Raw genomic sequence first — 24,902 nt, forward strand, 5'->3', positions numbered from 1 at the left:
ACGCTTATTAAAATTTGAACTGCGTCACACTGTTATTAAAGCATAGCCCTCTCATACCAACCACCCCGCGCGCCGCAAGGCTTATTTGCGCCCGCAGCAATAATCCCTGAACGGAAAAATGTCACTGACTAACCATTGAGACAGATTGATGTTTCCGCGCTACGCTTGAAAAGGATGTGATCGTTATCACAGTGAGTCAGCTTTTGACGCTAAATCAAACAGTAAAGGATGGACGTGCACTGCCGATACCTCAATGGATTGCCCGGTTATGTGGTGTCAAAAATCGAGGGGAAAGCGTATGCGATGGCTCATCGCGCTAACGGTTGGCTGCCTGAGTGGCTGCTCTGTTGGGCATTACGAATACAGCAAAGAAGCAGCAAAACGCGTCGATATGACCGTCACCGGCATTCCAACGGTGCTGGGCATTGGTGCGCTTGGCACCACCATTCCTCTCACGCCTGAATACAGCCTGACGGCGGCCCACGTGGCGAAGTATTCGCTCTATCGGGTGAAAGCCTGGCATCCCGAATGCGATATCGCCGTGGTGTACCACAAAAACAGCGAAGCCAATCTGCCACCGCCGTTTCGCAATAGCCATATTGGCGATGAAGTGAATCTGTATGGCTACAGCTTTATTTCCGCGATGCCGGTGGCGTCGAGCGGCAAGAATCTGATCAACACCACGCTGGCGAATGACTGGAACAAGGCCAGCTGTGTGGTGGTGGCGGCCAATGCCGGCGTGGTGAAAGGCATGTCCGGCGGCGCGGTGTATAACGCCAGCGATGATACGCTGGCGGGCGTGATTGTTGGTTACAGCAGCCAGATCGATGACAATAAAAGCGGCAAGACGCTGTTTAAGAATGTGGCGCTGTATGTGCCGTATGCGTGCTTTCAGGCGTGGCTGGATGGGGTGGTGAAGTCGTAGGATTGTGCGATGTTTAGCAAGGTCGCCATGAATGGCGACCCTACGGAATCAAGCCGGAACCCACGCGCCCTTCAGCTGCACCTGCGGGAATCCGCTGGTCAAAATACGCAGCTCGGCATCGCGTGGGGTGTTATCGCCCTGCCCCTGAATGCTGACGATATCCTGCGGACAGGCGGAAAATGCCACAAAACAATCCATCTCGGCGCGCAGCACAATATAGTCGCCCGGCTTCGTCACCACCGGCAGCGTCTTCAGCGTGATGCCATCCGGCTGCACCTGAATATTCATAAAGATATTAAACGAGGCCAGATTGCCGTGCGGCAGCGTCACGCCTAACTCGCTCATGCCTTCAAACAGATTGTCATGGCAGTTGCGATGCGGTTCGGTGCAGCCGAGCAGCTCATAACGACGCGCGTCGCAGGCCGCCATAAAGGTGTCGTGCACGCCTGGCGAGGTATCTGCCACCAGCGTCAAAATCGGATGGCGCTGGCTGGTGATAAAGCTGTCGCCCACTTTGGGATTGAGACGCTGATTCCACACGCGCGTCGCCTCCATACACATATATTCACTCACGTCTTCGGCGTTGTACGCCCAGCAATCCACCACCTGCGTGCCGTGCAGGTTAATCACCTGCACCGCTTCACCTTTCTGCAGACGCACCGCTTTGCCGTAGCGCGCGGGAATGGTCATCGCTTCACGATGCTGAAATTCAGCCGACATGTTGTTCTCCTGATTAATGCTGCATGGCACGACGATAGCGCGTCATGCGAGATTCAAGGCCGCGCGCCAGCCAGTCGATGACGCTGTTGAGCAGCCAGTAACAGAGCGCCACCGTGAGATAGATCTCCAGCGGCGCGTAAGTATCCGAAATCGCCTGTTTGGCGGCGTACATAAACTCCTGCACCGAGACAATCGACAGCAGCGCAGAGTCTTTAATCAAACCGATCATCAGCCCGACCAGCGGCGACAGCATCTGCGGCAGCGTTTGCGGCAACACCACGTCGCGCAGTTGTTCACTGCGGCTAAGGCCCAGCACGCGACACGCTTCCCATTGACCTTTTGGCAGCGCATCAATCGCCGAGCGGATCACCTGCGCAATGTAAGGCGCGTAGTAGAGCGTTAACGCCAGCACGCCCACCACCGGCGACGACAGCGTGATGTCATATTCCGGCAGCACAAAATAGAGCAGATAGATCACCACCAACAGCGGCAGCGCGAGAGTTAACCCGCTGTAAAGATTGAGCAAACGCAGCCAGAACGGCGAGGCACGCATCAGCAGTACGGCCAACAGCGCGCCCCACAGCAGCGAGCAGAGCGCTGCCACCAGACAGAGCTGCAAGGTGGCGAGCAAGCCGTCACCGAGCGACGGCAAAGAGGTGATAATTGCCTGCCAATCCATTACGCCAACCTCCGTTTCGCTTCCAGACGACGCGCCGCCGCAATCAACGGCATGGCGATCAGCAGATAACCGGCCGCCACCAGCAGCAACACCTGCGTGGCTTCGTAGGTGCGGGCGATGACGATCTGTCCGGCGTAGGTCAGTTCGGTGAGCGCCACCACCGAGGCCAGCGGCGTGGTTTTCAGCAGAATGGTGAACTCATTCACCAACATCGGCAGACTGGCGCGCATCACTTGTGGATTGATAACGTACCACCACGTCAGCAAGCGGCTCAGGCCCAAGGTGCGCGACGCTTCAAGCTGTCCGCGCGTCACCAGGCTGCGATTGACGCGTAGGATTTCCGCCACGTAAGCGCCGCTGTTGAGGCCAATGGCAATCACCGCGGCCAGCATTGGCTGACCGCCCAATCCCAGCCGCGGCAAGGTGAAAAACACCACAAACAGCTGCACAATCGCCGGCGTTCCGCGCATCACGCTGACATAGAAACGCCCGATGGCGCGCCAGATCCAGGCACGACGCAGCTGCAGGAAGCAGCCGAGCTGCCCCATCACTACGCTGACCAACGACGCCAGCACGGTGAGCACCAGCGTCATCAGCAGGCCGTGTCCGAGTTCCGGCAGCGCGGCCACTACCTGTTGATCCAGCCCCATGCGTTACTCCGCGTTAAAGTCGTGCAGGTTTTCCGCCACCGACAGCAGCAGCGGCGCGGGACGATCGTTGCCCTCAATGCCGGTGTTGCAGGCGGAGACGATGAACTGCGTGTCCATCACCACGCGACAGGTAATGCTGTCGCCGGCTTTGGTCAGGTTGGTTTCCGGCAGAATATCGCCTTCCCGCGTCAGCTTGACGTGCATAAACAGGTTGATGGGATCCGGCAGCTTCGGCACCACCATGCCAAGACGCGCCAGCTCGCCACGCAGCGCATCGAGGCAACCTTCGCCTTGATAACCGCGCTCACGGAGAAACGCCGTGGTGGAGGCCGGCAGCAGCAGGTCGTGACGCTTCACGCTGTCTTTGCCCAGCACCATCATCGGACGGCGACGGTTATTCACCAGGCGCATGCCGGAACCGAGCAGGTAGCTGTTGCTGAACACCCGCGTGTGATGCACCGACAGCCACACGGCGGGATCGGCCAGGCTAAAGCCAAACAGCGAAGCCACCGCGCCGTCGACCTGTGCGGTGATGCGCAGTAACTGGCCGCGCAGCACGCGAATCGAACCGATGCTGCCCGGTGCAACCTGCACCGGTTCAGCCAGCGTGCGCACAGCGGTTTCTTCATAACTTTCACGCATTAACAGCATGATTCATCTCCTGAGCGTGAAAATGGTCGCTTACCACGATGTCGATGGGCGTCACCTGCAGGCCGTTACCGGGAATGATGTCCTGCGGGCAGGATGAGACCGAGCAGATGAGATCGCACAGCGCTTCAAAGGTGATGCTGTCGCCCGCTTTGCTGTTGGGATCGGTCACTTCCATGCGGCCATCGGCGGTGACCGGACCGTTCTGGAACAGGTTGAACGGCTCTGGCAGCGAGAAGTAGGTGACGCCAAATTCCTTCATCCCTTCCAGCAGGTTATCCACGCAGTTGCGATGCCCTTCAACACCGAAATCGATGCTGAAACGGGTGCGATCGCAGGCGGGCACGTTGGCGTCGTGGATGCCAATGCTGTCAGCAAGAATGCGCAGCATCGGACGATTTTCACTCGACCACAGCGCGTCGCCCGGCTTGAAGAACAGCGAGCGCAGTTGTTGACGCGTATGCACCGGCGACAGCTTCTCATTCAGGTCATCGGCATTCACCGCGACGAAATCGGCCGCCTGCTGCCCTTCACTATCAATCACGGTAATAAACTGGCCCTTGCGCACGCGGAAGGTTTTGCCAAAGCCGGCAGGCACTGTCAGGTTGGACTGGCACATAATTACTCCTGCGGGATGAAGTCGCTGGCGGGCACGGTAAAGGTGGTGCCGAGATACTGCTGCTGCAGTTTGGTCAGTTCGCCATCTTTCTGCATCGCCAGGATGTGGTCGCTAATGGCTTTATTCAGGCTGCCATCTTCTTTACGTGTCGCCCAACCCATCCACTGCGACGGGCCGACTTCGCCGACCTGCGCCACTTTACCGGCATATTTTTTTGCCACCGGCGCGAGTACCGAGATGTCGTCATAAACGAAGTCGGCACGTTTGGTCATCAAGGTGCTGACGGTTTGATCCAGTGAATCGACGTTGATGATGGTGATCGGTTTTTTACCCTCTTTCTTCAACTGCTCGTTGAAGCCCTTCAGCAGTTGCTCTGGCACGCTGGCGGTTTTCACCGCGCCGCGCAGACCCGATAAGCTTTCCGGACTCAGGGTTTTGCCGTTGAAGGTTTTCGCCTCGGCTTCACGCACCAGCACGCCATTAACGGTTTTGCTGTACGGCACGGTGAACAGCACTTTCTTCGCGCGTTCCGCCGTGACGTTAAGGGATGAACCTTCGGCATTGAAGGAGCCCGAAATCAGGCCCGGCAGAATGCCGCTGAAGGCGGTTTTCTGAAACTCCAGTTTCACACCGAGATCTTTGGCGAAGGATTGCATGATCGCCACGCTGTAACCGGTGATCTCACCTTTGTCATCGGTGTATTCATATGGAGGAAAGGTTGGATCGATACCGACGGTGATTTTGCCGCTGCTTTTGATGTCGGCCAGCGTGTCGGCTTGCGCCTGCGCTAAGGTGCCTACGGAGAGAAGAGCGGCAATCAGCAGTGCTGTTTTTTTCATTATGGTGTTTCCCTGGTGTTGGTGAAATGTCTTTTTCTACTGAGCATATTTTGTGCCAGTTTTTTCACCACTACGCAGGGAAACCCACAACAACTCATTCTTTAGCTAATAAAATCAACTGGAAACATTTGTTTCTTATTTTTTATTTTTAATTTCTATGATTTCACATGACGCAAAATGGGGATGGGTGGATTGGCGGAGAGTGGACAGAATTGCACCGTTTTGGTGATTTTTCTGGCGCACCATGCGCCAGCACGGCGCATTATTCGAGTTCGTCGAGGGTTTGGTGCAGCGCTTCGATTTGCGCGAGATGATCGTTGCTGGCTTTACCCATTTGTCGGGCCACCAGTGAACAGAGCAGATTGCACACGCCAGAGAGCGCGGCGGTGCTGTCAAAAATCAGGCTGCTATCAGTGTGACAACGGATTACCCACTGCGCATGGCGCGCCGGTTTGCCGGAGAGCACATCGGCGATATATAGCATTGGCACGTTGCGCTCGGCCAGTGCGTTCATTGCCGCTTCCAGCGCGGGCATACGCCGACGCAAACCGACGCAGATCACCACATCTTCAGCGGTCAGAGCCGCCATATGTTCCGCCAACGAATCGCCGGGACGCGGCAGCAGACGCACGTCGGAGTGAATATGGATCAGGTCGCGATAGATCAGATGCGCGATGGTTTGGCTGTGGCGCCAGCCCATCACCACCACGCGTCGCGCCTGGCTGATGGCGGTGACCGCCTGCTGCAACTGTTCGCTGTCCAGCGTGCGATAGCTGTTGACCAGATTGGCGATCTCTTTTTCCAGATGTTGCTGCATGATGCTGGCCAGCGGCGACGCGCTGGGTGCTGGTTGCAGGTAGAGCGGTGATCCGCTGCTTTGCATTTCACGTGCCTGGCGACGTGCGGCTTCATAACTTTCGTAGCCGAGATGGCGGAAGAAGCGCGTGGTGGTGGCTTTGGAGACGCCCGCGCTGTGCGCCAGTTCGGTGGCGGTGTTCATGGCTAGCTGGCCCGGTGCGGCGAGTAGCACATCGGCAAGTCGCTGCTCGTGGCTGGAGAGTTGATCCCAGTGCTGACGAATCCGGCCCTCTAACGTTGCCGCTTTTGCACTCATGGTGATTCCCTGAAAATGAAAAAAACCATCCTGCACAGAGCGTGCCGGGTTGTCATCAGGAATTTTGTTTTGGAAGGCGGGAATAAAAAAAGGTCGCCATGAATGGCGACCCTACAAGATGCCGGAGAGGATTACTTACCGGTCGGGCGCAGTGCCGGGAACAGGATCACGTCGCGGATGGTGTGGCTGTTGGTGAACAACATCACCATACGGTCGATACCAATACCCAAACCTGCGGTTGGCGGCAGGCCGTGCTCCAGCGCGGTGACGTAGTCTTCGTCGTAGAACATCGCTTCGTCATCGCCAGACTCTTTCGCGTTCACCTGCTGCAGGAAACGCTCAGCCTGATCTTCTGCATCGTTCAGCTCTGAGAAGCCGTTACCGATTTCACGGCCGCCGATGAAGAACTCAAAGCGGTCGGTGATTTCCGGGTTCTCGTCATTACGACGCGCCAGCGGCGACACTTCAGCCGGGTATTCGGTGATGAAGGTTGGCTGAATCAGGTGCGCTTCAGCGGTCTCTTCGAAGATCTCGGTTACTACGCGGCCGAGGCCCCAGCTCTTCTCGACTTTGATGTGCAGCGATTTAGCAATCGCTACTGCTTTATCGAAGTCTTCCAGATCGCTCAGGTCGGTTTCCGGACGGTATTTCTTGATCGCTTCACGCATGGTGAGCTTCTCGAACGGCTTACCGAAATCGAAGCTGTGATCGCCATACGGCACTTCCGTGGTGCCCAGCACATCCTGCGCCAGGGTACGGAACAGGCTTTCAGTCAGCTCGATCAGATCTTTGTAATCCGCATACGCCATATAGAGTTCCATCATGGTGAACTCTGGATTATGACGCGGCGAAATGCCTTCGTTACGGAAGTTACGGTTGATCTCGAACACGCGATCAAATCCGCCAACTACCAGGCGCTTCAGATACAGTTCTGGCGCAATACGCAGGTACATATCGATGTCGAGCGCATTGTGATGGGTGATGAACGGACGCGCAGACGCGCCACCAGGAATCACCTGCATCATCGGGGTTTCCACTTCCATAAACTCGCGGTTAACCATGAACTGACGAATGCCGGCCATGATTTGTGAGCGAATTTTGAAGGTTTTGCGCGAATCGTCGTTGGAGATCAGATCGAGATAACGCTGACGATAACGGGTTTCCTGATCGGCCAGGCCGTGAAATTTGTCCGGCAGCGGACGCAGCGCTTTGGTCAGCAGACGCAGCTCAGTGATGTGGATCGACAGCTCACCGGTTTTGGTTTTGAACAGCTTACCGCGCGCACCGAGGATATCGCCGAGATCCCACTTTTTGAACTGCTCGTTGTAGACGCCTTCTGGCAGATCGTCGCGTGAGACGTAGATCTGAATCTGGCCGCCGACATCCTGCAGGGTAGCGAATGACGCTTTCCCCATGATGCGGCGCGTCATCATACGACCGGCCACGCTCACTTCTACGCCCAGCGCTTCCAGCTCTTCGTTCTCTTTAGCGTCATAGCTGGCGTGCAGCACATCGGACGTGGTGTCGCGGCGGAAATCGTTAGGAAACGCCACGCCTTTTTCACGCAGCGCGCTGAGTTTTTCGCGACGTGCTTTCAGTTCGTTGTTTAACTCAAGGGCGGCATCAGCGCTCTGCGGTTGTTGTTCAGACATGTCGGTTCCTTATAGCCCTGCTTTTAAACTTGCTTCAATAAAACGATCGATATCGCCATCCAGCACCGCTTGGGTGTTGCGGGTTTCTACGCTGGTGCGCAGATCCTTGATGCGTGAATCGTCGAGAACATAAGAACGGATCTGGCTGCCCCAGCCGATATCAGATTTGTTATCTTCCGCTGCCTGCTTGTCCGCGTTTTTCTTCTGCATCTCATACTCGTACAGCTTGGCGCGTAACTGCTTGAAGGCCTGATCTTTGTTCTTGTGCTGTGAACGGTCGTTCTGGCACTGCACCACAATGTTGGTCGGCAAGTGGGTAATACGCACCGCAGACTCGGTTTTGTTAACGTGCTGGCCGCCCGCACCGGAGGCGCGGTAAACGTCGATACGCAGCTCGGCGGGATTGATATCGATATCGATGTTGTCATCCACTTCCGGGTAGATAAACACCGAACTGAATGAGGTATGACGACGGCCGCCGGAATCGAACGGGCTCTTACGCACCAGGCGATGAACGCCGGTTTCGGTACGCAGCCAGCCAAACGCGTAGTCGCCGATGATTTTAATGGTGGCGGATTTGGTTCCGGCCACTTCACCGTCTGACTCTTCGATAATTTCGGTTTTATAGCCTTTGGCTTCCGCCCAGCGCAGATACATGCGCAGCAGCATGCTGGCCCAATCCTGCGCTTCGGTGCCGCCGGAACCGGCCTGAATATCCATGTAGCAGTCGGCGCTGTCATATTCGCCGGAGAACATACGACGGAATTCCAGTTCGCCCAGCTTCACTTCCAGTGCATCAAGCTCGGCAACCGCTTCGTTGAAGGTCTCTTCGTCGTCGGCTTCCACCGCCAGATCCAGCAGGCCCTGCACATCTTCCAGGCCTTGTGTCATGTGATCCAGGGTTTCGACCACGGCTTCCAGTGAAGCACGTTCTTTGCCCAGCGCTTGCGCGCGCTCGGGTTCGTTCCAGACGTCTGGCTGCTCCAGCTCGGCGTTTACTTCTTCGAGGCGTTCTTTCTTAGCATCGTAGTCAAAGATACCCCCGAAGAACGTCGCTGCGCTCGGTGAGATCCTGAATACGATTTTTGACCGGATTAATTTCAAACATGGCTTTTCAGTCTTTTTTGACGATTCGGTGAAAGGAGATAAAAACTAACGCGCTAGTTTACCCGAAAGTGTGCGTACTTTGTAGCATTGCACGCGGCCTGAGTGAGCGCGCATCGCCCGCGAGAAAAAAAATTCTCAAGCTTCTGGAAAGCTGCACTCGCTACGCTTTCCAAAACACCGCAACAAACACCTCGTCTTCAGAACCTTCTTAGGAATTTTCCTGCAAATTTTAGGCAATTAGCGCTGAAAGACGTCATTAAAGATCATGATTTATAAAGATAAATCATTAAGAATTGTCTTGTGAGAAATTTCCTGCAAGAAAGCAGACACGTCTCAAATAACGCCATTAAGCAGCTGATATTCAGCCTATCGATTTGTTAGCGCCCTTTTATCATTTTGCTCAGTGACTATCCCCCCGATGGACATCACTAACGTCCAGACCGTTTGTCACCACGACCGCCAGGAATGCGCAGCTTCGACAGGGAATGACACAGTAATCAGCGCCCGTAAACGTGAGCGGGCACAACATGTTCTGAGAGACATGAAGGAGTATCGATGTTTATTCCCGGTTTGCGCACTTCTCCGCGCCTGCTTGCCTTGTTAATGCCTTTGTTACTTGCCGCCTGCGGTGGTGGCGGCGGAGGTGGAGGCGGCGGTAGCGCAGCAACCTCGCCCACCGCCGGCACGCCTGAAACACCCACGCCAGCGCAGCCCAGCGCGTCAGGCAATGCCAGCAAAGTCGGCATTATTGATTCGGGGTTGTCGCCCGATCGCAGTGAAATTAATTACGCTAACGTGCAGTTCACCAGTTACGTCGGCGGCGGCAGCAGTTTAAATGATAATCAGGGCATTAACGGTCACGGCACCGTGGTGGCGCTGACGTTATTGGGCTTGTCACCGAGCAGCACGCTGTATGTGGCGCAGGCATCGCAGAACAATGTCTTTCAGTACAACGATACCGCGCGCGCCGTGAGCGGCCTGCTGAGCCAGGGCGTGCGGGTTTTCAATATGTCGTACGCCTCCAGCGAGCGCTTAACCACCGCGCAGGCGCTAACCGATGCGCAACCGCGCTATCAGGTGCTAGTGCAAAGCATGCGTGAGATTGCGGCGGCTGACGGCTTAGCGGTGGTGATCACCGGCAATGGCGGCACCGCAACACCTTCTCCTAACGCCCAACTGCCGCTGATTTATCAGGACAGCGCGCTGCAAAAGAACATGCTGGCGGTTACCGGCGTGATGGACAGCACCTCATACGATACGGCGAACCGCGCGGCATTAACCGGGCCGTTTGACGCCTGCGGCAACGCCGCGGCATGGTGCCTGAGCGCGCCAGGTTACAGCGATTATCGCTTTCAGAATGCCGATGGCACCTGGGTGAATGCGCGTAGCTACGGCACCTCGTTTGCCGCACCGCGCGCCGCTGCAGCGGCTTCGCAAGTGTTGCAGCGCTTTCCGTGGATGAGCGGCTACAACCTGCAGCAGACGCTGCTGACCACCGCCACTTATCGCAGCGATGCTTATGCAGGCGCTGCGGATAGCGCCAACGGGCGGCCTTACAACGATACCTTCGGCTGGGGCGATCTCAACCAGGCGAAAGCGCTGAACGGTCCGGCGATGTTTTGGGCCGATGATTTTCACGCCAGTCTGGATGCGGGCAGCTATGTCTTCTCTAATGCCATCAGCGGCGATCGCGGCCTGATCCTTGACGGCGCGAATAATGGAGGCGTGCTGCAGTTAACCGGCAACAACAGTTACCTCGGCCAGACCAGCGTTTCGGCAAATACGTTGCTTATCGATGGCGCGATTGCTGGCAGTGCCAACGTCAGCGGCAGCGGCACCCTTGGCGGCAGCGGCGTGATTGGCGGCAGCTTACTCAATCAGGGATCGGTCAACGGCGGCTTGCAGGTGCAAGGCGATTACCAGCAACGCAGTAATGGCGTGCTGAATATTGCGCTGAACAGTCCGCTGCGCGTAGCGGGCCACTCGACGCTGGACGGCACGCTGAACCTTGCGCCACCGTCATCAACCTATGTAGTGAAACAGCAGGAAACGCTGCTGACCAGCGATGCGGGCGTCAGCGGCCAGTTCAGTCAGGTCAATACCGGCGTGTTCCTTGATGGTTCGGTCAGCTACAACGCCAACAGCGTGATCGGCCAGCTGACGCGTAAAAATACTGCGGCAGCAGCGGCAGCGATGGGCATCAACGGCACCAGCACCCAGCAAACGGCCGCAAATCTGGAGCAGGCGTTCAGCGTGGCGGATAGCTGGCAGCAACAGGGATCGCTTAGCAGTGCGCAGCAGTCGGCACTGGGCGCGGCCGGAGCTTTCCAGACGCTGGCGGATGCCAGCAGTGCGCAGGCTGCCATCAATTCACTTTCCGGTCAGGCGCACGCCTCCAGCAATGCGGTGCTGTTTAACGCGCTGGATTATCAAAGCCGCCTGTTGAGCAATCGCATCGCCGACGCCAGCGCCGACAATCGTTACGGCTTCTGGATCGAGAGCGGTCAACTGCGCGGTTCGCTGGATCAGGCGGGCTACCTCGGCACCGATTATCGCAACACGCTTACTGCGCTGGGCGTAGATAGTGATTTAGGCGTTTCCGGTCTGCGCGTGGGCGTGGCCTGGACGCAGAATCAGATCGATTCCACCTACGACCAAACTGGCGGCACCAGCCGTAATCGTCTGCAAGGCGCGATGCTGTATAGCCGTTACGATTTGACGCCAGAGTGGTATCTGCAGGGCAATCTTAGCTATCAACATGGCCGTGATGAGTTGAAGCGTTTGGTGTTGCTGGATGAAGCTTCGCCGGTGTCATCAACCACCAGCAGCAACAGCTGGCAGGCGGCGCTGCAAAGCGGCTATCGCTGGACAATTGAGGATAACTATCGCCTCGAACCGTATCTCGGCTGGCGTGAAACCGGGCTGGATACCGGTGCGTTTGAGGACAAAGGCAGCGCGTTTGGTCTGAGTGGTGACGGCGACAGCTATCGACGTAGCGTGGGATATAGCGGTTTGAGTATCAGCGCACGGCAGGATTGGTCGGCTGGATTGTGGAGCATGCTGAGCATGTATGGCGAATATCAGTACGCGTTCAACAATCCGTCGATGGATGTCAGCGCGCGCTGGGGTGGATTTGGTGATGACCAGAACCGCTTCACGATTCCTGGTATGCAGCTCGATCGCCGGTCGCAGTGGTTAGGCGTGCGGTTGGATGTGGCGCAGACGTCATGTGCGCGCCTGTTCCTGCGCGCCGACCAGCACTTCGCCGATCGCGGTGACGAGAAAGTGCTGCGCGGCGGTGTGGATGTGAGTTTCTGATAAACGTTTTAAGGCCAACCAGGTGCGCATAAATGCGCACCCTACGGTGTAGGGTCGCCATTCATGGCGACCTCACGCACATTACATCGGCCAGATATGATCGATGATCAATTGCACCGAACGATTGCCACGATACTCGTTGATATCCAGCTTGTAGGCCAACTGCACCTGACGCACGCTGCTGTCTGGCCACAGCGTGGTATCCACGTTGAAGGCAATTCCATCTAACAGCGGGCCGCCGCCGAGCGGCTCGACCATCACTTTTAAATGACGCTCGCCCACTAACCGCTGTTGTAGCAGCTTGAACTTGCCATCGAACACCGGCTCCGGGAACGCCTGGCCCCACGGACCGGCTTCTCGCAGCATTTCGGCGGTGTGCAGCGTAAACTCCTGCGCATGCAGTTCGCCGTCCGACCAAATCACGCCCTGCAACGCTTCGCCATCCAGCCACTCATCAATTAACGCGGCAAAACGCTCACGGAACTCCTCGTACTTCGCGGTTTCCAGTGACAATCCGGCGGCCATGGCGTGACCACCAAATTTGATCATCAAACCAGGGAACAGCGTGTCGAGACGCTCCAGCGCATCGCGCAGATGCAAACCGGCAATCGAGCGGCCAGAACCTTTCAGCGTGCCGTCTCCGGCGGGAGCGAAAGCGATCACCGGACGATGGAAGCGCTCTTTCAACCGTGACGCCAGAATCCCGACCACGCCCTGATGCCACTCAGGATGGTAAAACGCCAGACCCAGCGGCAGATCGGTGTGCTGGCGCTCCAGCTCATCGCACAGCGCCAGCGCTTCACTCTTCATGCCCTGCTCAATCTCTTTGCGCGTCTGATTCAGCGCATCAAGTTCATTCGCCAGCATGCGCGCCTCGGAGATATCTTCGGTGAGCAGCAACGCCACGCCGACCGACATATCGTCCAGACGACCAGCAGCATTAAGACGCGGACCGACGGCAAAACCGAGATCGCTGGCGGCAAGTTGACGCGCATCGCGATTGGCAATCTCCAGCAGTGCGCGAATCCCGGCGCGGCATTTACCGGCACGGATACGGCTCAAACCTTGCCACACCAGAATGCGGTTGTTGGCATCCAGCGGCACCACATCGGCTACCGTGCCCAGCGCCACCAGATCGAGCAGTTCCGCCAGGTTTGGCTCGGCGCGGCTATCGCTAAACCAGTTTTGCTGACGCAGATGCGCACGCAGCGCCAGCATCAGATAGAAGGCCACGCCAACACCCGCCAGCGAACGTGAAGGGAATTCGCTGTCGTTGAGGTTCGGGTTCACAATCGCTTCGGCGGCGGGCAAGGTTTCACCTGGCAAGTGGTGATCGGTAACCAACACCGGAATGCCGTATTGATGCGCAGTATCCACACCGGAGTGTGATGAGATGCCGTTGTCGACGGTGAGAATCATCTCCGCACCGCGTGCTTTGGCCTGCTCGACCACTTCCGGACTCAAGCCGTAGCCATCTTCGAAACGGTTTGGCACCAGATAATCAACGTTGCCGCCGAGGCTGCGCAGCGCCAGCACGGTTAACGCGGTGCTGGTGGCGCCATCGGCATCGAAATCGCCCACCACCACAATGCGCTTGCCTGCCAGCAGCATCTGGTGCAGCAGCGTCACGGCGGCTTCGATGCCGCCCAGCGTTTGCCACGGCAGCAGATGTTTAGCGCCGCGCTCCAGTTCCAGCGCCTCTTTCACGCCGCGTTGCAGATACAAGCGGCGCAGCAAAGGGGGCAAATCAGCGGGTAGGATGGCTTCGGTCTCGGCTTCGCGCCGACGCAATTCAACAGAATGAATCACTGTGCGTTAACCGCCACGCTTCTGGCCGTCAAGCACCTGCTTCAGCTCTTGCGGTCCCTGATAGCCAGGAATCATCATGCCGCTATCAGTGAGAATGGCTGGCGTGCCCTGAATGCCAAACAGGATGCCGAGTTTGTACTGCTGCTCAATATTGATTTTGCAGGTCGCTGGCGCATCCATCTGCGGCGCATCGCCTTTCATCGCTGCATCGAAGGCTTTGTTACGGTCGGCGCTGCACCAGATGGCGCGCATGGCTTTTTCTACCTGACCGTTCAGACCTTCACGCGGGAAGGCCAGATAGCGCACGGTGATGCCGAGCGCGTTGTAGTCGGCCATCTGCTCATGCAGCTTGCGGCAATAGCCGCAGGTGATATCGGTGAACACGGTGATCACGTGCTGCTCTTTCGGCGCTTTGTAGACAATCATATCTGGCGCCAGCGCGGTGACTTTTTTATCCAGCAGCTGGTTGGTGACGTTGACCGGTTGGCTGCCGCTAACATCATACAGCGGGCCCTGAATCATGTGTTTGCCGTCTTCAGAGACGTAAAGCACGCCGCTTTCGGTCAGCACCGTTTTGATACCCGGTAGCGGTGACGGCTGGATTTCAGCCTGCTGCAATCCCAGTTTTTTCAGCGTTTGCTGAATGGCGTTGTCATCGGCATGCGCCAATCCAGTGCATGCACTGACCAGCAGAGCCAGCATCGTTAGCTGCTTTTTCATCTTAAATCCTTGTTACCGCATCTCAAGCGCGCGGATGATGCTGTTGATGTAACAGACGCAGGCGCTCAGTGGCGACGTGCGTATAAATTTGGGTGGTCGAGAGGTCGCTGTGTCCCAGCAACATCTGTACGACGCGCAAATCGGCGCCATGGTTCAGTAAATGTGTGGCAAATGCGTGGCGCAGCACGTGCGGCGACAGCTTTTCGCTATCGATACCGGCAAGGGTCGCATAGTGTTTGATGCGATGCCAGAAGGTCTGTCGCGTCATTTGCTGCGCGCGCTGGCTGGGAAACATCACGTCCAGCGTTTGCCCGTTGAGCAGCCACGGCCGACCATGTTCCGTATAGTATTCAATCCAGTACACCGCTTCTTCACCTAACGGCACAAGACGCTCTTTGTTGCCTTTACCGATCACGCGCACAACGCCCTGACGCAGGCTGATATCGCTGATGGTCAAACCCACCAGCTCCGTCACGCGTAAACCGGTGGCGTACAGTAATTCCAGCATCGCCTTGTCGCGAAGTTCAAGCGGCACATCAATGCTCGGTGCCTGCAACAAGCGTTCGACCTGATTTTCACTGAGATCTTTCGGCAGACGCTGCGGCAATTTCGGTGCCGACAGCAGCGCGCTGGGATCGTCGCTGCGCACTTTTTCCCGATAAAGATATTGGCACAAGCGGCGAATGGCGCTGAGGGTGCGCGCCGAACTGGTGGCTTTGTAGCCGCCCTCGACGCGTTCGGCGAGAAACTGCTGCAAATCAAGCGCTTCTAACGTCAATAGCGTGCGATCGTGGTGATGCAGCCATCCGGTGAGCGTTTGCAGATCCTGCCGATAAGAGGCGAGCGTGTTCTGCGCCAGATTACGCTCAATCCAAAGCGCATCCAGAAACTGTTCGATCAGATCGCTGTCCTGCACTGTACTCTCCGCCCGTGTGAAATCGTGCTCATTATGCCTGAAAGTAGCCTGCTTCTGGTACAATTGCCCCCGAGTCAGTTTCAGACAGAGCATTAATTGCATGAATATTGGTTTGTTTTATGGTTCGAGCACCTGCTACACCGAGATGACGGCGGAGAAGATTCGCGACTTTATCGGTGAAGAATTAGTCACGCTACACAATTTGAAAGATGACGATCCGTCGCTGATGGAACAGTACGATTTGCTGATCCTCGGTATTCCGACGTGGGATTTCGGTGAGTTGCAGGAAGATTGGGAAGCGATTTGGCCGCAGATTCCGGCGCTGAACTTGCGCGGGAAAATCGTGGCGCTGTACGGCATGGGCGATCAGGGCGAATACGCCGAATGGTTCCTTGATGCGCTGGGCATGCTGCACGAACTGTTGCAGCCGATGGGCGTGCAGTTTGTGGGTTACTGGCCGCTGGAAGGCTATGAGTTTACCAGCAAAAAACCGCTGACCGCCGATGGCAACCAGTTTGTCGGCCTGGCGCTTGATGATGTTAATCAGTTCGAACTGAGCGATGAGCGCGTCGAACAGTGGTGCGAACAGATTCTGACGGAAACTGCAGCGCTGCTTTAAGGCAGCGTTTGCCCCTCGCGCAGAAAACAGCAGGCGCGTAACGTGCGCCATTCACCGGGCGGCAGGTTGTCGTGCATTAACCACAGCCGCCAGCGTTTCCCCTGCTGATTACGCAACACCAGCAAAACGCCATACGGCAACCAATCTGCCCTGCGCTCCGCTCGCCAGCGCACGCCGCGCCACAGCCAGTTGCCCTTCACGTCCAGCGCCAGATGACCTACGCGCTGCACCAAACGGCGCTCGTTGTGCCAGCATTCTGCCAGCAGCAGCACTAACACCGGCGCTTTACTCCACGCCCACGCGTCAGGCCACTCAAGCGCCAGCAGCAAACCGGCGCACAGCAGAAAGAGCGTCACATTCAGTGCGCGCGCACTGCGTGACGCCCGCAGATCACATTGCCACCGGACCGCGTTCACGGTTGCGCTGCTGAATCAGTTTCACCATGCGTTTGAACTCGGGATCGACCGGTTCACCGTGATTCATTAACCAGTTGAACAGATCGGGATCGTCACTCTTTAACAGCGCGATAAACACCTGCTTATCGGTGTCGTCCAGCGAATCATATTCGAATTTGAAAAACGGCATGATAGCGATATCCAGCTCCAGCATGCCGCGACGGCATGCCCATTGGACGCGGGCTTTGTCGTTAATTTCCATGTCTCAGGTTCCATGACTAAAAACAGTGGCGCTCAGTGTACCTGCTTTTTTTTCTCGCTGCAGGCGCTGTGCTTAACCCTGTGCAATGCCTCGGCGTTACATCCCCCAGTTTGCAATGGGTATCACGCGATTTGTGCGCCATATTCAGTAAACAGGTTGCAAAGCCGCACTGCTCTTTTACCATTGCAACCTATTACCTCATTAATCAGGAAAGAGACATGTCGATTTTTACCCTTCCACCTCGCCAGCCTGCTGCATCGTCACGCCTGCCTTTGACCCTGATTTCGCTCGACGAATGGGCGCTGGTGAAGGTGCAGGGCAATGACAGCACGTCTTATCTGCAAGGTCAGCTGACGCTGGATGTTGCGGCGATGGGCGAGACGCAACATCGTCCCGCCGCGCACTGCGATGCCAAAGGAAAAATGTGGAGCAACATTCGTCTGTTCCATCGCACCGAAGGTTACGCTTACGTGGTACGCCGCAACCTGCGCGAGCAGCAGCTTACCGAACTGAAGAAATACGCAGTGTTCGCCAAAGTCACCCTCGTCGCTGATGATGAAGCGGTGCTACTGGGCGTTGCCGGTTTCCAGGCGCGCGCCGCGCTGGCGGGCGTGTTCAGCACGCTGCCGGATGCCGAAACGCCGGTGGTACAGCAAGGTGACAGCACGCTGCTGTGGTTTGCCCAACCAGCTGAGCGTTTCCTGCTGGTGACCACGCCAGACCAGGCAAATGCGCTGAAAGATAAACTGGCGGGAGAAGCGCAGTTCAATGACAGCCTGCAATGGTTGGCGCTGGACATCGAAGCGGGCATTCCGGTGATTGAAAGCGCTACCAGCGCGCAGCTGATTCCACAAGCCACAAACCTGCAGGCGCTAGATGCCATCAGCTTCAAAAAAGGCTGCTACACCGGCCAGGAAATGGTGGCACGGGCCAAATTCCGCGGCGCCAACAAACGCGCACTCTATTGGCTGGCGGGTAAAGCCAGCAAAGTGCCGGACGTTGGCGGTTCAATGGAGCTGCAGATGGGCGATAAATGGCGTCGTACTGGCACGGTATTGAGCGGCGTGCAGCTGGATGACGGCAGCGTTTGGGTGCAGGTGGTGATGAACAACGATTTGGAACCGGATAGCGTATTACGCGTGGAAGGTGATGAAAGTGGCAAGTTGACCATTCAGCCGCTGCCGTATTCATTGACAGAATAATTGCGCACCAAACCCGTAGGGTCGCCATTTATGGCGACCTGGATCGAGCTTACATGACGTAAAAATAAATCGCGCAGAAGTGCAACACGCTGCCGCCAAGCACAAAACCATGCCAGATGGCGTGACTATAAGGAATGCGGCGCGAGACGTAGAAAATCACCCCCAGCGAATAAACAATCCCACCGGCAGCCAGCAGCCAAATCCCGCCCGGCGACAGTTTGATCGCCAGCTGATAAATCACCACCAGCGATAACCAACCCATACCGAGATAAGTCACCAGCGACAGCGCTTCAAAGCGGTGAGCAAAGGCGATTTTAAACAGGATACCGGCCAGCGCCAGACTCCAAATCACCACCATCAAACCCTGCGCCAGCGGCGAATTGAGCCCCACCAGCAAAAACGGCGTGTAAGTGCCGGCAATCAACAGATAGATGGCGCAATGATCAAATTTCTTCAGCCAGTATTTGGCTTTTTGATGGGGAATTGCGTGATACAGCGTTGAGGCGAGATAGAGCAAAATGATGCTGCCGCCGTACAGGCTGTAACTGGTGATTGCGGTGATGTTAGCTTGTGATTCAACGGCTTGTGTCAGCATTAACACCAGCCCGATGATACCGAAAATGCAGCCGATTCCGTGGCTGATACTATTGGCGATCTCTTCTGCCAACGAGTAGCCCTGGGTAATAACTGGGTTTTGTACCATGAAGGGATTCCTGAACAACGGAAAAAGCGAGTGTGCTATTTCTGAGCAACCAGAGTAACCGGGATAATTTTCAGAGTACACATGTACGCTAAATTAAATCTGTGAGTGGGTGTGACAGGTGAGAGATTGATTAAATTAGCGGGAATCGGTCGCCATTAATGGCGACCATACGGTGATTTGCTGGTGTTTTGTGCATAAATGATCATCGTTTTCAAGTTTTGTAGGGTCGGCATTTATGCCGACCTGGTTAATTATCGCCCGCCAGCCGCATCAATAAAGGTGCCCGTCACATAAGACGCGGCATCGCTCGCCAGCCAGACAATCGCTTCAGCAATCTCTTCGGCCTGACCACCGCGTCCCATTGGCAATATGCTCGCCAAACGATCGACTCGGCCCGGCTCGCCGCCATCGGCGTGCATGTCGGTATAAATAAGGCCAGGGCGCACGCTGTTGACGCGAATGCCCTGCGCCGCCACTTCCAGCGATAAACCTTTGGTCAGCGTATCCATCGCTCCTTTTGAGGCGGCATAATCCACATATTCACCCGGTGCACCGAGACGTGACGCGGCGGATGACACATTGACGATAGCACCACCTTTGCCGCCATGATGCGTACCCATGCGTTTCACCGCCTCACGGCAGCAGATGAACGTGCCGGTAACGTTAGTGGCGAACACGCGTTGAATACGTTCGGCATCCAGATCTTCCACCCGGCATTGGGTAAACAAAATACCGGCATTATTCACCAGCACACGCAGTTCGCCCTCTTGCTGATCCAACTCGGCAAACATGCGTATAACCTGCGCTTCATCGGCGATATCGGCCTGCAGCGCAAAGGCACAGCCGCCCTGCGCTTCAATCTCTGCCACCACGCTTGCCGCTTCGGCTTGACGCTGGCGATAGTTGATCGCCACGCGATAACCCGCCTGCGCCAGCAATAATGCAGTTGCGCGTCCAATTCCACGGCTGCCGCCGGTAATCAAAGCCAGATCCATTTTTGCCTCCAAAAAAAAGGGCCGAATAATCGGCCCTTCATAAATACTACCCGTAACTTTAGCCTAAATATATTCGCTCATTGGCACACACGAGCAGAACACGTTGCGGTCGCCAAATACATCATCCAGACGTTTCACCGTCGGCCAGTATTTGTTAGCGCTGCCGGCCGGGAACACCGCCAGTTCGCGGGTGTACGGATGCGCCCAGTCGCCGACGATTTCAGTCTGCGTATGCGGCGCGTTCACCAGCGGGTTATCTTCCAGCGGCCATTCGCCATCGGCAACACGATCGATTTCCATGCGGATCGCCAGCATCGCATCGATAAAGCGATCCAGCTCAATTTTGCTTTCTGATTCCGTTGGTTCAACCATCAGCGTTCCCGCAACCGGGAATGACATAGTTGGCGCATGGAAACCGTAATCGATCAGACGTTTAGCAATGTCCAGCTCACTGATGCCGGTCTGCTCTTTCAGCGGACGAATGTCGAGAATACATTCGTGCGCCACGCGGCCATCGCGGCCCGCATACAGAATCGGATAAGCAGATTGCAGACGGCTGGCGATATAGTTGGCGTTCAGAATCGCCACGGAACTGGCTTGCTTCAGACCTTCTGCGCCCATCATGCGGATATACATCCAGCTGATTGGCAGAATCGATGCACTACCGAACGGAGCAGCAGAAACCGCGCCTTGCTGCGTCAACACACCATCAATTTGCACTACGCTGTGACCGGGTACGAACGGCGCCAGATGCGCTTTCACGCCGATTGGGCCCATACCTGGACCGCCACCGCCGTGCGGGATGCAGAAGGTTTTGTGCAGGTTGAGGTGCGATACGTCAGCGCCGATGTAACCCGGCGTGGTGATACCAACCTGCGCATTCATGTTGGCGCCGTCGAGATATACCTGACCGCCGTGCTGATGCACGATCTGGCACACTTCACGGATGGTTTCTTCGTAAACGCCGTGCGTTGACGGATAGGTCACCATGATGCACGACAGCTGCTCACCGACCTGCGCGGCTTTCTCACGCAAATCGCCGAGATCGATGTTGCCTTGTTTATCACAAGCCACCACCACAACCGACATGCCCGCCATTTGTGCAGATGCCGGGTTGGTGCCGTGCGCCGAGCTTGGGATCAGGCAGACATTACGTCCACCTTCGTTGCGGCTTTCGTGGTAACGACGAATCGCCAGCAGACCGGCGTATTCGCCCTGCGCACCCGAGTTGGGCTGCATGCACAGCGCATCGTAGCCGGTCAGTTGCACCAGCCATTGCGACAGCTGGCCAATCATCTGCAGATAACCCGACGCCTGCTCAGCCGGGCAGAATGGATGCAGTTCGGCGAATTCCGGCCAGGTGATCGGAATCATCTCCGCCGCAGCGTTGAGTTTCATGGTGCACGAACCGAGTGGGATCATCGCCTGATTCAGCGCCAGATCCTTTTTCTCCAGGCTGTGCATGTAACGCATCATCTCCGTTTCGCTGTGATGACGGTTGAACACCGGATGCGTCAGGAAGGCGCTCTCACGCACCTGACCCGCCGGGATCGCGCTGTTTTCCGCAGCAACGGCGGCATCCAGCGCATCAATGTCCTGGCCGTGCGCATCGCCCAGCAGGATCGCGAACAGCGCTAGTACATCTTCACGTGCGGTGGTTTCATCCAGCGTAATGCCGACGGCATTGTGGATATCGCTGCGCAGGTTGACGCCAAAGCTCTGCGCGCGGTTCAGTACCGCCGCTTTATCGGCCACTTCAACCGTCAGCGTATCGAACCAGCTGTTGTGACGCAGCTTCAGACCGCCGTTTTGCAGGCCCGCAGCCAGAATGCTGGTCAGACGGTGAATACGGGATGCAATGCGTTTCAGGCCAACCGGACCGTGATACACCGCATAGAGACCGGCGATATTTGCCAGCAGCACCTGAGATGTACAGATGTTGGAGTTGGCTTTCTCACGACGGATATGTTGCTCGCGGGTTTGCATCGCCATGCGCAGCGCGGTGTTACCGGCGGCATCGCGTGATACACCAATGATGCGGCCTGGCATTGAGCGTTTATGCTCGTCGCGGCTGGCGAAGAACGCAGCGTGTGGGCCGCCGTAACCCATTGGCACGCCGAAACGCTGGGCAGAACCGAAGACGATATCCGCGCCCTGCTTGCCTGGCGCTTCTAACTGCACCAGCGCCATGAAGTCTGCCGCTACGCTCACCACCACTTTGCGGCTTTTCAGCTCGGCAATCAGTGCGCGGTAATCGTGCACTTCACCGTGCGTGCCAACCTGTTGTAGCAATACGCCGAATAGATCGTCGTGATCTAATACCTTGTCAGCACTATCAATAATCAGTTCAAAACCAAAGGTTTCTGCGCGGGTGCGCACCACATCCAGCGTCTGTGGATGGATGTCATTGGCGATGAAGAATTTGGTAGCGGTTTTCAGTTTGCTGACGCGCTTGGCCATCGCCATCGCTTCGGCTGCGGCGGTCGCTTCATCCAGCAGTGACGCGGAAGCGATATCAAGACCGGTCAGATCCAGCGTCAGGGTTTGGAAGTTCAGCAGCGCCTCAAGACGGCCCTGTGACACTTCTGGCTGATACGGCGTATACGCGGTGTACCAGCCTGGGTTTTCCAGCATGTTACGCAGGATAACCGGCGGTGTGATTACCGCGCTGTAGCCCATGCCGATCCAGGATTTGTAGCGTTGGTTCTGACTGGCAATGGCTTTCAGCTCTGCCAGCGCTTGCTGCTCGGTCGCGGCGTCGCCCACTGCCGGCGGGCCAGGCAGTTGGATATCGGCAGGCACGATAGAACTAATCAATGAAGAGAGCGAACTGGCACCGATCGCTTTCAGCATTAAGTCCTGTTGTTCCGGCGTAGGACCGATGTGGCGCTCAATGAAAGCACCGTTGTGTTCAAGCTGGCTGAGAGTCTGGGTCATTTGCAGTAAATCCTGAATCGGGCTGGGTTACAAAAATGGCGTTAAATCAGGCAGATAAAAAAGAAGGTGGCGCAGCGCGTCACCTTCTAAAACTACCGGTTACTCGTCGATCGCGGCTTTGTAGGCATCAGCATCCAGCATGGCGTCGAGCTCTGACGCGTCGCTGGCTTTGATGCGGAACAGCCAACCATCGGCGTACGGCGCGCTGTTCACCAGCTCTGGCGAATCGCCCAGTTGGCCATTCACCGCAACAATTTCACCGCTCAGTGGCGCATAGATGTCTGAAGCCGCTTTCACAGACTCCGCAACGGCGCAGTCATCACCGGCCGCGAAAGTGGCGCCAACGTCGGGCAGATCGACAAACACCATATCGCCCAGCAGTTCCTGTGCGTGTTCGGTGATACCAACAGTAAAGGTGCCGTCGGCTTCTTTACGGACCCACTCGTGGCTATCGCGGTATTTCAATTCACTTGGCACATTGCTCATTGGCCATTTCTCCTGAAAAAAATTACTGGGCGACCGGCTTACCGGCGCGAACAAAAATCGGTTTGGTGACGTTTACTGGCATTTCACGGTTGCGGATTTCCACAATCGCCTGCTCACCAATTCCTGCTGGCACACGCGCCAGCGCGATGCTGTAACCCAGGGTTGGTGAGAAGGAACCACTGGTAATAATACCTTGCTGCGGCTGGCCTTGTTGATCGGTGAAACGCACCGTTAAGCCGTTACGCAGCACGCCTTTTTCGGTCATCACCAGGCCAACCAGCTTCTCGGTGCCGTGCTCGCGCTGCGCCTGCAGGGCATCACGACCAATGAAATCGCGATCGGCAGGTTCCCAGCTGATGGTCCAGCCCATATTGGCGGCGAGCGGCGAAACGCCTTCATCCATCTCCTGACCGTACAGGTTCATGCCCGCTTCCAGACGCAACGTGTCACGCGCGCCGAGCCCCGCCGGTTTGACACCTGCGGCCAACAGCTGCTGCCAGAAAGCGGCAGCTTCAGTGGCAGGCATGGCAATCTCATAACCCGCTTCGCCGGTGTAACCGGTAGTGGCGATAAACAGGTTTTCTGCCTGAACGCCAAAGAAGGGTTTCATACCGGCAACGGCATCACGCTGAGTGGCGCTAAATAGCGTTTGTGCTTTCTGCTGCGCGTTTGGACCTTGCACCGCAATCAGCGCCAGATCGTCACGCTCGGTCAGCTCCACGCCAAACGGCTGCGCATGCTGTTTAATCCACGCCAAATCTTTCTCACGCGTGGCGGAGTTCACCACCAGACGGAAGAAATCTTCGCTCATAAAGTAAACAATCAAATCATCAATGACGCCAGCGGAGGCATTCAACATGCCGGTATACAGGGCTTTGCCCGGCTGGGTCAGCTTGGCGACATCGTTCGCCAGCAGATAGCGCAGGAATTCGCGGGTACGTGCGCCGCGCAGATCGACGATGGTCATGTGGGAAACATCAAACATGCCGGCATCGTTACGCACCGCGTGATGCTCATCCATTTGCGAGCCGTAATGTAGCGGCATCATCCAACCGTGGAAGTCCACCATGCGCGCACCGCTTGCCTGATGCTGTTCGAATAGAGGCGTTTGCTGAGTCATAACCATCCTGTGAATACAAGTGAGTGTGACGCGCCTGCGTCGCCTTAGCAGGCTGACGCAAACGTTCTCTTTATGCTGAAGTTATCACCTAATGCGGCAATTAACCATGAGGAAAACGAGGGCGAAACACTACCACCTTTCAATGAGCCACCGAACAGCCACTAGCATAAATCACTGCGTTATTGTGATTTGCCTCGCACAAAATACGACTAAATTACTTTCATGCAGCAAATTGAGGGAATAGACGCCACAGGATTAAGAAATGCTCCGGCATGCGCAGGGCTATAGCATGAATTAAACTAATGCGAATTGAGGGGTAAAATTAGAATAAATCAAACGAGGCGCAATTGCGGTGCAGCGCTGCATCATTGCGGTGCAGCAAAGAAAATGGGGTTGATTTGGGCGTGATGGGTGTTTGTTGAAAGGTCGCCATGAATGGCGACCCTACGGATATTGGGCGGGGGTGC

The 24,902-nt window shown here is 56.4% G+C and carries 23 protein-coding genes; 4 read left to right on the forward strand and 19 right to left on the reverse strand.

What is annotated here, in order from left to right; genetic code table 11:
• Positions 1–298: 298 nt before the first annotated feature.
• Complete coding sequence (locus VIJ98_RS16065) at positions 299–925, forward strand: serine protease (protein WP_323274970.1); 627 nt, start codon at positions 299–301, stop codon at positions 923–925.
• 48 nt (positions 926–973) lie between these two features.
• Here the strand turns inward: VIJ98_RS16065 and VIJ98_RS16070 are convergent, their stop codons facing one another.
• From VIJ98_RS16070 to prfB, 9 genes are all read right to left on the reverse strand, one after another.
• On the reverse strand, positions 974–1,645 hold the full coding sequence (locus VIJ98_RS16070; RefSeq protein WP_061719875.1) for a DUF1989 domain-containing protein: 672 nt from the start codon (positions 1,643–1,645) through the stop codon (positions 974–976).
• 13 nt (positions 1,646–1,658) lie between these two features.
• Positions 1,659–2,324: an amino acid ABC transporter permease gene (locus tag VIJ98_RS16075; protein WP_154181833.1), complete on the reverse strand. Its 666-nt coding sequence runs from the start codon at positions 2,322–2,324 to the stop codon at positions 1,659–1,661.
• The gene (locus tag VIJ98_RS16080) at positions 2,324–2,974 is read right to left on the reverse strand and encodes an amino acid ABC transporter permease (protein ID WP_008108217.1); all 651 of its coding nucleotides are present in this window, start codon (positions 2,972–2,974) and stop codon (positions 2,324–2,326) included. The genes VIJ98_RS16075 and VIJ98_RS16080 overlap by 1 nt, the downstream gene beginning before the upstream one ends.
• Before the next feature lie 3 nt (positions 2,975–2,977).
• Complete coding sequence (locus tag VIJ98_RS16085; RefSeq protein ID WP_323274974.1) at positions 2,978–3,625, reverse strand: urea carboxylase-associated family protein; 648 nt, start codon at positions 3,623–3,625, stop codon at positions 2,978–2,980.
• A complete protein-coding gene (locus VIJ98_RS16090; protein WP_008108219.1) occupies positions 3,609–4,241 on the reverse strand; it encodes a DUF1989 domain-containing protein in 633 nt (210 codons plus the stop codon). Before VIJ98_RS16090 ends, VIJ98_RS16085 begins: the two co-directional genes overlap by 17 nt.
• 2 nt (positions 4,242–4,243) lie before the next feature.
• Entirely contained in the window at positions 4,244–5,080 is an 837-nt protein-coding gene (locus tag VIJ98_RS16095) for a transporter substrate-binding domain-containing protein (RefSeq protein ID WP_154155356.1), read from the reverse strand.
• Positions 5,081–5,342: 262 nt separating this feature from the next.
• The gene (locus VIJ98_RS16100; RefSeq protein WP_258143855.1) at positions 5,343–6,194 is read right to left on the reverse strand and encodes a MurR/RpiR family transcriptional regulator; all 852 of its coding nucleotides are present in this window, start codon (positions 6,192–6,194) and stop codon (positions 5,343–5,345) included.
• 131 nt (positions 6,195–6,325) lie between these two features.
• Entirely contained in the window at positions 6,326–7,846 is a 1,521-nt protein-coding gene (lysS, locus tag VIJ98_RS16105; RefSeq protein WP_154155352.1) for a lysine--tRNA ligase, read from the reverse strand.
• A 9-nt stretch (positions 7,847–7,855) separates the two neighbouring features.
• Positions 7,856–8,954, reverse strand: a protein-coding gene (gene prfB / locus VIJ98_RS16110) for a peptide chain release factor 2 (RefSeq protein WP_323274977.1) whose coding sequence is annotated in 2 segments (ribosomal slippage) — positions 7,856–8,878 and positions 8,880–8,954 — 1,098 coding nt in all. Because the reading frame shifts where the segments join, the coding sequence is not laid out codon by codon here.
• A gap of 554 nt (positions 8,955–9,508) precedes the next feature.
• Here prfB and VIJ98_RS16115 point away from each other — a divergent pair.
• The gene (locus VIJ98_RS16115; protein WP_323274979.1) at positions 9,509–12,271 is read left to right on the forward strand and encodes an autotransporter domain-containing protein; all 2,763 of its coding nucleotides are present in this window, start codon (positions 9,509–9,511) and stop codon (positions 12,269–12,271) included.
• Positions 12,272–12,352: 81 nt separating this feature from the next.
• On the opposite strand, the gene recJ is transcribed toward VIJ98_RS16115, so the two are convergent.
• The 3 genes from recJ to xerD are packed head-to-tail and all read right to left on the reverse strand — an operon-like array spanning position 12,353 to position 15,716.
• The gene (recJ, locus tag VIJ98_RS16120) at positions 12,353–14,080 is read right to left on the reverse strand and encodes a single-stranded-DNA-specific exonuclease RecJ (protein WP_323274981.1); all 1,728 of its coding nucleotides are present in this window, start codon (positions 14,078–14,080) and stop codon (positions 12,353–12,355) included.
• 6 nt (positions 14,081–14,086) lie between these two features.
• Positions 14,087–14,800 carry a bifunctional protein-disulfide isomerase/oxidoreductase DsbC gene (dsbC, locus tag VIJ98_RS16125; protein WP_323274983.1) on the reverse strand — a complete coding sequence of 238 codons (714 nt, stop codon included), beginning with the start codon at positions 14,798–14,800 and terminating at the stop codon, positions 14,087–14,089.
• A 22-nt stretch (positions 14,801–14,822) separates the two neighbouring features.
• Positions 14,823–15,716, reverse strand: a complete 894-nt coding sequence (gene xerD / locus VIJ98_RS16130) for a site-specific tyrosine recombinase XerD (RefSeq protein ID WP_323274985.1) — start codon at positions 15,714–15,716, stop codon at positions 14,823–14,825.
• A 100-nt stretch (positions 15,717–15,816) separates the two neighbouring features.
• On the opposite strand from xerD, the gene fldB reads away from it, so the two are divergent.
• On the forward strand, positions 15,817–16,335 hold the full coding sequence (gene fldB / locus VIJ98_RS16135; RefSeq protein ID WP_258143860.1) for a flavodoxin FldB: 519 nt from the start codon (positions 15,817–15,819) through the stop codon (positions 16,333–16,335).
• Here the strand turns inward: fldB and VIJ98_RS16140 are convergent.
• Together VIJ98_RS16140 and sdhE are read right to left on the reverse strand one after the other, a co-directional pair.
• Positions 16,332–16,691, reverse strand: a complete 360-nt coding sequence (locus tag VIJ98_RS16140) for a protein YgfX (protein WP_323274987.1) — start codon at positions 16,689–16,691, stop codon at positions 16,332–16,334. The genes fldB and VIJ98_RS16140 overlap by 4 nt on opposite strands.
• Before the next feature lie 34 nt (positions 16,692–16,725).
• A complete protein-coding gene (gene sdhE, locus VIJ98_RS16145; protein WP_061719865.1) occupies positions 16,726–16,992 on the reverse strand; it encodes an FAD assembly factor SdhE in 267 nt (88 codons plus the stop codon).
• 218 nt (positions 16,993–17,210) lie between these two features.
• Between sdhE and ygfZ the strand changes: the two genes are divergently transcribed.
• The gene (gene ygfZ / locus VIJ98_RS16150) at positions 17,211–18,194 is read left to right on the forward strand and encodes a tRNA-modifying protein YgfZ (RefSeq protein ID WP_323274990.1); all 984 of its coding nucleotides are present in this window, start codon (positions 17,211–17,213) and stop codon (positions 18,192–18,194) included.
• Positions 18,195–18,243: 49 nt separating this feature from the next.
• Here the strand turns inward: ygfZ and VIJ98_RS16155 are convergent, their stop codons facing one another.
• The 5 genes from VIJ98_RS16155 to gcvT form a co-directional block, all read right to left on the reverse strand.
• On the reverse strand, positions 18,244–18,897 hold the full coding sequence (locus tag VIJ98_RS16155) for a hemolysin III family protein (RefSeq protein ID WP_323274992.1): 654 nt from the start codon (positions 18,895–18,897) through the stop codon (positions 18,244–18,246).
• 251 nt (positions 18,898–19,148) lie between these two features.
• A complete protein-coding gene (locus VIJ98_RS16160; RefSeq protein ID WP_323274994.1) occupies positions 19,149–19,892 on the reverse strand; it encodes an SDR family oxidoreductase in 744 nt (247 codons plus the stop codon).
• A 63-nt stretch (positions 19,893–19,955) separates the two neighbouring features.
• Positions 19,956–22,829: an aminomethyl-transferring glycine dehydrogenase gene (gcvP, locus tag VIJ98_RS16165; RefSeq protein ID WP_323274996.1), complete on the reverse strand. Its 2,874-nt coding sequence runs from the start codon at positions 22,827–22,829 to the stop codon at positions 19,956–19,958.
• A gap of 99 nt (positions 22,830–22,928) precedes the next feature.
• On the reverse strand, positions 22,929–23,315 hold the full coding sequence (gcvH, locus tag VIJ98_RS16170; protein WP_323274998.1) for a glycine cleavage system protein GcvH: 387 nt from the start codon (positions 23,313–23,315) through the stop codon (positions 22,929–22,931).
• Positions 23,316–23,337: 22 nt separating this feature from the next.
• Entirely contained in the window at positions 23,338–24,435 is a 1,098-nt protein-coding gene (gcvT, locus tag VIJ98_RS16175; RefSeq protein ID WP_323275000.1) for a glycine cleavage system aminomethyltransferase GcvT, read from the reverse strand.
• Positions 24,436–24,902: the final 467 nt, after the last annotated feature.

This window comes from Pantoea sp. S18, assembly GCF_045689705.1.
Lineage (GTDB): Bacteria > Pseudomonadota > Gammaproteobacteria > Enterobacterales > Enterobacteriaceae > Pantoea > Pantoea symbiotica.

What these genes read in the sequence shown, in the direction of transcription:
- gcvH (WP_323274998.1), bottom strand. Translation starts at nt 23,315, where the DNA reads ATGAGCAATGTGCCAAGTGAATTGAAATACCGCGATAGCCACGAGTGG.
- gcvP (WP_323274996.1), bottom strand. Translation starts at nt 22,829, where the DNA reads ATGACCCAGACTCTCAGCCAGCTTGAACACAACGGTGCTTTCATTGAG.
- VIJ98_RS16115 (WP_323274979.1), top strand. Translation starts at nt 9,509, where the DNA reads ATGTTTATTCCCGGTTTGCGCACTTCTCCGCGCCTGCTTGCCTTGTTA.
- gcvT (WP_323275000.1), bottom strand. Translation starts at nt 24,435, where the DNA reads ATGACTCAGCAAACGCCTCTATTCGAACAGCATCAGGCAAGCGGTGCG.
- ygfZ (WP_323274990.1), top strand. Translation starts at nt 17,211, where the DNA reads ATGTCGATTTTTACCCTTCCACCTCGCCAGCCTGCTGCATCGTCACGC.
- VIJ98_RS16090 (WP_008108219.1), bottom strand. Translation starts at nt 4,241, where the DNA reads ATGTGCCAGTCCAACCTGACAGTGCCTGCCGGCTTTGGCAAAACCTTC.
- sdhE (WP_061719865.1), bottom strand. Translation starts at nt 16,992, where the DNA reads ATGGAAATTAACGACAAAGCCCGCGTCCAATGGGCATGCCGTCGCGGC.
- VIJ98_RS16080 (WP_008108217.1), bottom strand. Translation starts at nt 2,974, where the DNA reads ATGGGGCTGGATCAACAGGTAGTGGCCGCGCTGCCGGAACTCGGACAC.
- VIJ98_RS16160 (WP_323274994.1), bottom strand. Translation starts at nt 19,892, where the DNA reads ATGGATCTGGCTTTGATTACCGGCGGCAGCCGTGGAATTGGACGCGCA.
- VIJ98_RS16155 (WP_323274992.1), bottom strand. Translation starts at nt 18,897, where the DNA reads ATGGTACAAAACCCAGTTATTACCCAGGGCTACTCGTTGGCAGAAGAG.
- VIJ98_RS16075 (WP_154181833.1), bottom strand. Translation starts at nt 2,324, where the DNA reads ATGGATTGGCAGGCAATTATCACCTCTTTGCCGTCGCTCGGTGACGGC.
- lysS (WP_154155352.1), bottom strand. Translation starts at nt 7,846, where the DNA reads ATGTCTGAACAACAACCGCAGAGCGCTGATGCCGCCCTTGAGTTAAAC.
- fldB (WP_258143860.1), top strand. Translation starts at nt 15,817, where the DNA reads ATGAATATTGGTTTGTTTTATGGTTCGAGCACCTGCTACACCGAGATG.
- VIJ98_RS16085 (WP_323274974.1), bottom strand. Translation starts at nt 3,625, where the DNA reads ATGCTGTTAATGCGTGAAAGTTATGAAGAAACCGCTGTGCGCACGCTG.
- VIJ98_RS16100 (WP_258143855.1), bottom strand. Translation starts at nt 6,194, where the DNA reads ATGAGTGCAAAAGCGGCAACGTTAGAGGGCCGGATTCGTCAGCACTGG.
- VIJ98_RS16070 (WP_061719875.1), bottom strand. Translation starts at nt 1,645, where the DNA reads ATGTCGGCTGAATTTCAGCATCGTGAAGCGATGACCATTCCCGCGCGC.
- dsbC (WP_323274983.1), bottom strand. Translation starts at nt 14,800, where the DNA reads ATGAAAAAGCAGCTAACGATGCTGGCTCTGCTGGTCAGTGCATGCACT.
- VIJ98_RS16095 (WP_154155356.1), bottom strand. Translation starts at nt 5,080, where the DNA reads ATGAAAAAAACAGCACTGCTGATTGCCGCTCTTCTCTCCGTAGGCACC.
- VIJ98_RS16065 (WP_323274970.1), top strand. Translation starts at nt 299, where the DNA reads ATGCGATGGCTCATCGCGCTAACGGTTGGCTGCCTGAGTGGCTGCTCT.